10 protein-coding genes are annotated in these 10199 nt (G+C 39.4%); 2 read left to right on the top strand and 8 right to left on the bottom strand.

What is annotated here, in order from left to right:
• Positions 1-53 precede the first annotated feature (53 nt).
• The 5 genes from PSI23_RS16540 to PSI23_RS16560 form a co-directional block, all read right to left on the bottom strand.
• Positions 54-443, bottom strand: coding sequence for a 5-carboxymethyl-2-hydroxymuconate Delta-isomerase (locus tag PSI23_RS16540; protein WP_273556117.1), 390 nt, complete (start codon positions 441-443; stop codon positions 54-56).
• 51 nt (positions 444-494) lie between these two features.
• Positions 495-1364 carry a 3,4-dihydroxyphenylacetate 2,3-dioxygenase gene (gene hpaD / locus PSI23_RS16545; protein WP_273556118.1) on the bottom strand — a complete coding sequence of 290 codons (870 nt, stop codon included), beginning with the start codon at positions 1362-1364 and terminating at the stop codon, positions 495-497.
• A 121-nt stretch (positions 1365-1485) separates the two neighbouring features.
• Positions 1486-2952 carry a 5-carboxymethyl-2-hydroxymuconate semialdehyde dehydrogenase gene (hpaE, locus tag PSI23_RS16550; protein WP_273556119.1) on the bottom strand — a complete coding sequence of 489 codons (1467 nt, stop codon included), beginning with the start codon at positions 2950-2952 and terminating at the stop codon, positions 1486-1488.
• Positions 2949-3713 (bottom strand): fumarylacetoacetate hydrolase family protein, encoded by a 765-nt coding sequence (locus PSI23_RS16555; protein WP_273556120.1) that lies wholly within the window; start codon positions 3711-3713, stop codon positions 2949-2951. Before PSI23_RS16555 ends, hpaE begins: the two co-directional genes overlap by 4 nt.
• Entirely contained in the window at positions 3710-4342 is a 633-nt protein-coding gene (locus tag PSI23_RS16560) for a fumarylacetoacetate hydrolase family protein (protein WP_273556121.1), read from the bottom strand. Before PSI23_RS16560 ends, PSI23_RS16555 begins: the two co-directional genes overlap by 4 nt.
• Before the next feature lie 765 nt (positions 4343-5107).
• Between PSI23_RS16560 and hpaR the strand changes: the two genes are divergently transcribed.
• Entirely contained in the window at positions 5108-5548 is a 441-nt protein-coding gene (gene hpaR / locus PSI23_RS16565; RefSeq protein ID WP_273556122.1) for a homoprotocatechuate degradation operon regulator HpaR, read from the top strand.
• Between the two features lie 530 nt (positions 5549-6078).
• Positions 6079-6858, top strand: a complete 780-nt coding sequence (locus PSI23_RS16570; RefSeq protein WP_273556123.1) for an SDR family oxidoreductase — start codon at positions 6079-6081, stop codon at positions 6856-6858.
• Positions 6859-6917: 59 nt separating this feature from the next.
• Here the strand turns inward: PSI23_RS16570 and PSI23_RS16575 are convergent, their stop codons facing one another.
• From PSI23_RS16575 to PSI23_RS16585, 3 genes are all read right to left on the bottom strand, one after another.
• A complete protein-coding gene (locus PSI23_RS16575) occupies positions 6918-7748 on the bottom strand; it encodes a hypothetical protein (RefSeq protein WP_273556124.1) in 831 nt (276 codons plus the stop codon).
• Positions 7749-8012: 264 nt separating this feature from the next.
• Positions 8013-8924 (bottom strand): YwqJ-related putative deaminase, encoded by a 912-nt coding sequence (locus PSI23_RS16580; protein ID WP_273556125.1) that lies wholly within the window; start codon positions 8922-8924, stop codon positions 8013-8015.
• A 257-nt stretch (positions 8925-9181) separates the two neighbouring features.
• A complete protein-coding gene (locus PSI23_RS16585; RefSeq protein ID WP_273556126.1) occupies positions 9182-9478 on the bottom strand; it encodes a helix-turn-helix domain-containing protein in 297 nt (98 codons plus the stop codon).
• Between the last annotated feature and the right edge of the window lie 721 nt (positions 9479-10199).

Below are 10199 nucleotides of genomic sequence, written 5' to 3' on the forward strand. Positions count from 1 at the left end.
TTGAAATCCATAGGGATAGACATTAGTGGCTTTAATTATGTCACTTATCACCATCACTCTTTTGCTTTAAACAGGTTATGAACGTTATTGGATTTATAATTCAGCACCGGGTCGAGTTCTTCCATAGTGAAAGAGAGGCCAAGATAGCGCCGAGACATCAATTCGCTGAAATGCGCCTTGATTAAGCCAAACAACATTTCACCGACTTTTTGCCGATCTTCAAGGCTGCGTCCGGCACCAATTTTCAGTGTCATGTGAACGTAGGCATAATCTTGTTGACCATCTGCCATTTGCCACGTATCCAACCAAATGGCACGGCTGCGGATACCGCCCAGCGGAAAAATGCCCGTATCTGCCAGTGTTTGATTCACTTTGGTAAACAATTCCGGCAACTTGGCTTCTTCACGAATATTTTCAGTACACTCAGCGTAAAAATGTGGCACGGTTTTCTCCTGTCAGACATCCGTTTTATTGATGGTTTTTTTGATTAATAACTAATTCGGATTAACAATATAGCCCGGCAGCGGGAAAACCGCGTTAACTTGTCCTGTCCCTGAGCTGGCGAACAATTCCGTTAAAAACTCCACTTTACCGTCATACTTGTCCCATCCGAGCAGGCCCAACAACATCACGGTATCGTGCATGTTGCCTTCTCCCCGGCAATATTGCGCATATTCCGGCAGCATCTTGCAGAACTCCTGAAACTTACCTTCTTTCCAAAGCTGTACGACGCGGTGATCCATCTGTTCATCAAACTCGCGGGTATAGCTGTTCATGCCTTCTTCGGCTCGTTGATCTTCAATGAAACTGTGGGACAGCGAACCGCTTGCCAGTACAGCAACAATGCCATCGTATTTCTCAATCGCCCGTAAAATTGCCTCTCCCAGTTTGCGGCTGTCTTCAAACGCATGAACAGTACAAAAGGCAGAAATTGAAATTACCTTGAAATGGCGGTCGCTGTTCATATAGCGCATTGGCACCAGCGTGCCATATTCCAGTTTCAGGCTTGAAATTTCGTGTGACTGAGCACGAACCCCCATTTGACGTGCTTCTTCCGCAATCATCCTGCCAAGTTCGGGGTTGCCGTCATACTCGTAGGTCATATCGCGGATAAAATGTGGTAGTTCATTACTGGTATAGATGCCGGAAAAATGATCGGCACAGTTAATATGGTAGGCACTGTTAACCAGCCAATGGGTGTCGAACACAATAATTGTATCAACCCCCATTTCACGGCAGCGCCGACTGATCTCTTTGTGTCCGTCAATGGCACCTTGCCGGCAACCGTGATGCTTGCCCGGTAATTCAGACAGGTACATCGAAGGTACATGTGTAATTTTCGCTGCTAACGCTAACTTTCCCATAAATCCTCACTTGGTATCAGAATGGCAATCCGTGGTTAACGCTGAGATTTATTACGCTCCTTATTGCTCAAATTTTTTTATTCAAGTCTTTTATTCAAACCTTTTGCTCAAATCGTATGGCTCAAACGCCCCAACGAGGAATAGGATGCTCTCCCATTGAGATACAAACATTCTTCACTTCGGCAAACACTTCAAAACTGTATTCCCCACCTTCACGCCCTACGCCGGAGGCTTTGATGCCACCAAATGGCTGGCGCAGATCGCGAACATTCTGAGAATTGACAAACACCATGCCTGCCTCAATGCCACGTGCCAGACGCAAAACTTTGCTGACATCTTGTGTCCAGATATAGGATGCAAGGCCATATTCCACATCATTGGCCATGCGCAGCCCATCCTCTTCGCTCTTGAACGGCAGCAAACAGGCTACAGGCCCGAAAATCTCTTCCTGTGCCACGCGCATGTGGTTATCTACATCTGCCAATACAGTAGGGCGCAGGAAGTTGCCATTTTTCAGATGAGCAGGTAAATCAGCGGGTTTATCAGGGCCTCCGGCTAGCAGTGTGGCACCTTCTTCGATTCCCAGGCGGATATAATTGGAGACTTTTTCCCAGTGTTGCTGGCTGATCAGGCTGCCAACCTGAGTTTGGGGATCTTGGGGATCACCGACACGCAGCCGACTGGCACGTTCAGCAAAACGTTTAACGAATTCGGGGTAGATGTTTTCTTGGATGAAAATGCGGGAACCTGCCGTACAGCGCTCGCCATTGAGGGAGAAAATGGTGAACAGGGCGGCATCCAGCGCGCGTTCGATATCTGCATCTTCAAAGATGAGAACAGGGGATTTTCCGCCCAGTTCCATGGAATATTTTTTTAGTCCGGCATTTTGCATAATCAGGCGGCCCGTTGCTGTCCCACCAGTGAAGGAGACAGCGCGCACATCATGATGTTTTACCAGCGCATCACCTGCGGTGTTACCGTAACCCTGTACCACATTCAGCACCCCGGCCGGAATTCCGGCTTCCAGCGCCAGCTCCCCTAAACGGTTGGCAGTCAATGGGGAGAGTTCGGACATCTTCAAAACAGCCGTATTTCCCAGTGCCAGGCAAGGTGCGACTTTCCACGTTGCTGTCATGAAAGGCACATTCCACGGGGAAATCAATGCGCAGACACCAACAGGCTGGATTAACGTATAATTGAGCATCTTGTCATCAACAGGATAGGTACGCCCGTTCATCTGCTGGCAAATTTCAGCGAAAAAATTGAAATTCTGGGAAGCCCGTGGAATCAGGATATTTTGTGTTTGATGGATGGGGAGACCCGTATCCTTAGTTTCCATCGCAGAAATATCGGGAACATTTTGGTCGATTAATTCACCCAAACGGCACATCAAACGGGCGCGTTCTTTCATTGGGGTATTTGCCCATTTGGGGAAAGCCTCTTTGGCAGCCTCAACGGCGTGGGCGATCTCTTCCTGCCCACCCGAAGCAACTTCAGCCAGCACCTCACCTGTAGCAGGATTGGTCGTTTCAAAATAGGTTTTGCTGCCGATATTCTTGCCGTTGATCCAATGGTTAATCATGGTCATAACAAACTCTCCTCATATTCTTGCTGGCTGACGATGTGATTCACCAGACGCCCAACACCTTCGACTTCCACAATGACTTCATCTCCCGGAACAACGTTGGACAGACCTTTGGGTGTTCCTGTAGCGATCATGTCGCCCGGTTGCAGTGTCATGAAATCGCTGAGATAGCTGATTAAGAAAGGAATGTCGAAGATTAAATCGGCTGTTGTGCCTTGTTGGCGAAGCTCACCGTTCACCCATGTTTTCAAGGTCAGATTATGAGGATCAGCAATCTTCTGCTTATCTATGATCCAAGGACCGATTGGGGTGAGTGTATCGCGGCTTTTCACTCGCAGATTGGGGCGATAATAATTTTCCAGATAATCACGAATGGCGTAATCGTTACAAACGGTATAACCCGCAACGTAATTCATGGCTTCTTCTTTGGTAACTTTGTGGGCTGGTTCACCAATCACGACAACTAATTCTGCTTCATAATGCATGTATTCCACATTATCAGGACGAACAGAAACTTGGCGGTGCCCTGTTAAGCTATTGGCTGCCTTGATGAATACCAAAGGTTCTTCCGGTGGCTTAAACTCCAGCTCTGTTGCATGGTCGGCATAATTCAGTCCCAGTGCGAACAGAGTTCCATTGGCGGGAGGAAGCCATAAAACTTCGTCACCGCTTACCATATTTCCATCTGGCAGAAGGATATTTTCCCGTTCGTCAATGTCGACATTTAGATTTTGGTCTTGATAAAAAATTTTGGCATATCTCATTTTTGACCTCCAGTCAATACAACCGAATTTTCCAGGTTAGGGAAGCCTTCGGCCCTGACTGTGACTTTGTCGGCAGGATGGAGAGTGATGCGCTGGTGGGGAGTTCCCAATAGAATTGCATCACCCTCTTTTAAAGTGGCGAATTCGCTTAATGCTGCCAACAATTCTGGTGCTGAACGGACAAGATCTTGGGTAGACCAGCGATCAACTTCGTGTCCGTTAATCTCGGTCACGATATCGAGTGATTCCACTGAATGGATCTTGATCATTTGACCTATCGGACAAAAACCATCCCGACATTTTTCTTTAATGGCGGGACGATAAAATGAAGTTTCTGGCAGGCTAATTTCGTTTGCCAATGCATAACCTGCAATATATTGTTCTGCATCCTGAACTGAAACTTTGCGTGCTGCTTTTCCAATCAACAGCGCCAGAGTTGCTCCACTTTGCACCGTTTCACCAATGGGATGGGGAATAACATCCCCTGAGTTAATTACGGTATTGCGAGGTTTGATAAACCAAATTGGCGTTTTTGGGGGGGAATTATAAGGTACTTGGTGAAATGTCTCATGCCAGAAACTGATTTGGCTACTATGGTTGAGGGCAACGGCAAAGACAGTGCCTTTCATTGACAGCTCCTTGAAACCTGAATGACGTATAGCAAGATGATTTATTAATAAGGCATGTGGTAATAATCTTCAATATGTTAGATAAATTGTTAATTTTAATTGTGATCTATGTAACAGTGCTTTATGATTGCTTGTTTTTTATACACAAAAATCCACTGTTATATTGTTGGTAAAGTCATTTGAGATCAAAACTAAGACAGTTCCTTGAAACCTGAATGATGTATGGCAAGATGATTTATTGATATGTTGTGTTGACAATACAAAATTAAATATAGAATAAATAGGATTTCATAATTCTGCTACACATAGTTCCTTCAACCATTTGAATACAAAGTGCTTATGTTGTACAAGGTGTAGCACTATTTTGGAATGTTATTTATATAACGTTGGTTATTCTATGTTATATATTCTATATTCCAAATAAATTTATTAATTTTAATCGTGAGCTGTGTAACAATGCTTTGTCTGTAGTTGTTTTTACACATTAAAATTCGTTGTTATATTATTGATGGAGTCATTTGAGCTCGAATCTAACTATTATTAGGTTATCTTTTTTAGGATTTTAAGAGAGAGATTTTTACTTTCTTGTTTATGTTGAATTGTTTTTATGAGGGAGTGTCGATAAGCATGATATGATCTTTATTACTTTATGTATTCCACTGTATGAAATATGAAGGACCCTATTATGAATGTGCTTAAGCCCATTCCGCACCAAAATTGCAATTTATATCTGACTGATTTAACTGAAAAGAGCTTACTCTAATTATGACCCAATCATTAATAATTTCATTACTCCAAGCTAAAGGCACCGCTATGCTTTTCTTCCGGCCTATATTGAAAGATTATAAGTTAACAGAACAGCAATGGCGTATCATATCAATACTAGCACATAGACGTTCTGTTGATTTTCATGAGTTATCCTGTATCACTTGTATTTTGCGTCCAAGCCTGACAGGTATTTTGATACGTATGGAGCGTGAAGACCTTATCCACCGTATGAAGCCTTTAAATGATAAGCGCAAACTGTATATTAGCCTGACATCGAAGGGCCAGAAATACTATGATCAGGTAAAAGGGCCGATAAAAGAAAGCTATAAGGAGATTGAGGCTGCCTTTTCTCCAGAAAAGTTAACTCAATTCCAATGGTTATTGGATGAGTTTAATTCTATCAAAAATAATTCTCCAGACGATATGGATGGGGTATGAGATTAAACATTTATAAATATAATAATAATTAGCGACTTGTGAATTTAATGACGAATTAATTTGTTGTTTATTTTAAATGTAGTATAGAGCCGCAGTAGATGAATTTCATAAAGTTAATTAAAGAAACTTGATATTTATATAAGATATTGCGGCGTTTTTTTTATAAAATATTGAATGAAATATATTAATGATGTTAATAAAATTTAGTAGAAAAACTAAATTTTTCTTTGTATTTCATACAGTAAATTGAGATTAATAAGAATACTTCTATGAAAATAATAATCCCTATACCATAACAATCAAAAGCAAAGGTGATTGAATCATTGTTGAAACGGAAGGTGAGATAACTTTTTGTATTTGAAACATAAACAAAGTTTTTTCAAATCATATAAAAAATAGCACAAAATAGTTGCACTATAATGAAAACTTTCAAGTAAAGTTGGCTTTCTATACCGTAACTTATTAATAAATCAGACTGACAGAGTGACGGTTCCTCATCCAGCTTAATCACTGATATAAGGAAAGCCAACATGATGTTCAATGAAGTTAATGTATCGAGTGTTTTGAAAGGTAAGCGAGTGGTGGTGACAGGCGGAGGGCGTGATTTTGGGCAAGCAGTTTCTGTTTGGTTGGCCCGTGAAGGCGCACATGTTGATCTCTGTGCCCGCCAATTAGCCAGCGTTGAAGCGACATGTGGAATTATTCGCAATGAAGGTGGCATAGCTCGAGGTTATCAGTGTGATATGAGTGATGCCCGATCCGTTAGTGATTTCGCCACCCAATTGCTGCAAGACAATCAACCTATCGATATTCTGATTTTGAGTGCTGCCCAATGGCTGGAAGGGCATTTAGGAGAAGGTGACCGTGACGCTGATATTGTCAGTACAGTGAACTCAGGTATAACAGGTTCTATCCTGCTGACCAAGGCACTCTTGCCGAGCCTGCGCCAGTCAAAAGGTGCCGATATTGTTGCAATGGTATCAGTTTGTGGTATTCCTCAATTTACTGAATCCGTCGCTCATCCGGCATTCTTTGCAGCTAAACATGCCATGAGTGGCTTTAGCCAGAACTTAGCCCATCATTTAAGCAAAGAAAATATTCGCGTGACCGGGCTTTATCCACCTGACTTTGAACTTAATGGTTTTGATGAGGAGTTGGGTGATCATCAAATTGATTATAAAACAACAGGAAAACAAATTCTTAACGGTCGTTCAGTGTGGGAAACCCTGCGATTTGTTATCACCCAACCCCGCAGTTGCCATATTAACGCTGTTTACTTCCAAGGCCCGACTTTTCAGGATCTTGAATAGTGTAAAGCTGGCTAAGTTCTTTTTGAGTTAGCCAGCTCAATCCAGTAACACTAACTTATTTATTGATTAGCGATTTTGGGATATCTGTTTTTTGGGTGATAACTATTCCATTTTTCTTCAGCAAACACTTCACTGTGAGGCACTGCTTTCCCATCCTGCCAAAATTTTAAATTCTGCTTAACTGCTTCGGTATCTTTATGGCGATATAGCCAACGTAATTCGCTGGACGTTATACTTGCACCATGATCCTTTTTTGATATCACGGTATTAATATCATCCCCAATAGTATCGATTAAAAAATGAACAGGGGATTTTCTGTGCATTAACTGATATTCCAATCCAGCTTTACTTGTTTTTTTCCAGAGCGGTACTGCTGCGCTCGGTGATGGGTTTCTCATTAATGCTGTTAAGAGTGTTTCATCATTTTTAACATTGTATTTAGGATGAGTAGAGAAAAATTCCCTAAATCCCATCGCACGCTTATAATCATGTAACTCTTTTTTGATACTTTTATCGCTGGCATATTCTGTTGGTTTACTGGCATCCCAGACAGCATTGGTTATGTCATTTTGTATCAGTATATTGTTTTTTATCTTTTCTTTTTTTCCAAGACATTGACCGAATTTGGACAATAATGTTTTTGAAAAATCTGACGTAGGGCCTTTGCGCTTAAATCCCATTTTATCTAGCTTTGATAAAGCACTAGCCCTTGGTGCATCCAGACCATAGAGGATATCACCTTGCTTAAATTCATTGATGAGGAACGGTGTTGCTGTTTTTTGCTGTGAAGTAGGTTCCAGACTTTGATCAATAAGTTGATTATTAGGAAAAATATTACGTGAAGGGTTTTTTGAATATTTTCTCTTTTTTTTATTTTCATATACGGGCATAACTATTCCTTAATATTTCAATGGGGATGAGCTGTTATTTTTCTGGTTTTTATAGGGCTTAAATCTTTTTACATATTTTCATGTTTAATGAGAATGTGGCGATTTATATGAGTAAAGCGTGGTTTAAATGATTATTTGTTAATAATTGGCAGTAAAAATAAATTGGCAATAATGATTGAAATTAATTCTATGATTAGGCCGCAAAATAGTTTGTGTATTACAATTTTTCTATGAAACCTTGTTCAGGTTCACAAAGGGAGTCATTTATTGACTTAGTGACTGGGAACGATGGCGTTTTGCAGTCTGTGCAGAAAAATTGCTGCCTGCACTGTCAACCGTTCCCGTAATTACATTAGCTGGTGACTGAATAATACCCGAACAGTTATGACAAGCCGGGAAGTCTTGTCCGGCCTTCGTTGTGGTCAACCGTTTGGTGAAAATGGATGATTGAAGCATTGCCTTGGCATAACGAGCTGGGTTGATGGGTTCGGATGATTTGCCAACATCCTGATCTGCTTTAATAAATAACTGGTTCAATGCTTGTACTTCTGCATGCAGGCCAGCAATACCTGCCATTGTCGGCAAGATGCCCCCGTTATGTGCAATATGATTTTCAACCAGACGTTGAGTCATCGGGTGCAACATTTGCCCATTATTTTCATACATGTTTTGCAGCCCTGAAATAAACTTATTAATATCCTTGACTGAGTATTCTGTTGCCATGTTATCGCTAAATGCACGTGCTATGTCATTACTAAGTTTATTTTTCCAACCTCCTTCTGGTGCGCTTATTGCAATAGGTTCCTGAGGCAGTAGTTCCACACCGGGAAACAATTTTCCGGGGGCTAAGTTTTGGTTGTTGTTCTTAAAATTAACAAACTCATCTTGATAAATGTTGTTATGCAAATAGCCGGCATGGGCAGCAAAGTTTTGCAAAGCCTTTTTGGTATATTTTTTTACCGTTAATGGTTTTTTCTTGGAGGACGGGGGTTGTTTGGATTCTTCAAGAATTGAATCCGTTTTCTTCTGGAATCTTGTCATGACAGAATGCAACTGGTGCTGATAGGCAGCAGAGACTTTCTCTGTATCTGGTTTATCAAGATGCAAAGCTTCCAAAGTCGTATTTAACCCGGACTTTTTTTTATAAATCATTTTATTGTCATAACTGTATGTCATTATTTTCTCCTGAAAATTTATTTTGTATATCTTTGGCTTAATTAGAAAAATATCACTCAATAAGATATAGGTATTTTTTCTATCTCTATTGAAGAATTGGTTCTTTGTGAAAATTATCAAATGGAAAAAGAAAGAAAATTCAACTGGTGGAATGATCTTCATTCATATATAATTGTTTTTTACTTTCTATCTCCATGAGTAATTAATAAGTCTATAATGTTAATTAAACTGGTTAATTAAACTGGTTAATTAAATATCTATATGTCTTTCTGATAAAGTGAATAATAGGGTGATTTATGATTCTTGTAATCCTTTTCGATATTCTTAAGCTGTTCATAAATTAATGAAACTTTATTGTATAGACATTCACCTTCTTCTGTTAAAGCTAATCCTTGGCTTTTTCTGACAAAGAGTTTTACACCTAATGAGAACTCCAATTTTTTTAAGCTACGGCTAATTGGCGACTGTGTGATAAAAAGCTCCTCTGTTGCCTTGTTTATTGATTTATTTTTGGCTACGACAATGAAATTTGCTAACTCTCTTGAAAGAAACACCTTAACTCCTTTTTAAACGAAATAGGGTTTATTCCTGGTGTTATAAAATTATTAATAAATTAGTTACGTTTTTATTTTAATTACATGATTTGATGAGCTACTCATCACAATAAGAATAATTAATTATGCAATAATAATATATAGACATTAATATTTGTCAATAATTGATGATGCAAATTGTTATATTTATCAATATGACTTTTAAATAAATAAATAAATAAATAAATAAATAAATAAATAAATAAATAAATCTTATTGAATAGATATGGAATGTTCACAATATATGATAAGTCAATCTTGTCATTCATAATGCTTATTTAAGTATGGTTGTGATCAGATTTGACTTGTAAACGATATCATTATGTTAAAAGTAGGTAAATTATAATTGATTAATCACCTTTAATGGGGTTTTAAATTTTTTATCGGAATAGTCGTTAAAAACGATTTAAATAAATGTTTATTCAAATATCTATTTAAATAACGATAAATTAAATACCGGAAAGATTGTTTTTATCTATATTTTTAATACAGATGCCATAATCATCGATTGTGGTAATAATATTGTTATCATTTAACCAGAGTTCGAAAATTTTATTGATTTCTTCTAAATATTTCTTGGATTCACATATTAAGCGCAACACCGTAATGAACGAAGTAAATGAGTGGGTACTCCTTTAAATAACTCATTCGGTGTTTTGTAATCTCGTGTTTTACGAGGGCG

This window comes from Xenorhabdus yunnanensis (genome assembly GCF_028598805.1).
Lineage (GTDB): Bacteria > Pseudomonadota > Gammaproteobacteria > Enterobacterales > Enterobacteriaceae > Xenorhabdus > Xenorhabdus yunnanensis.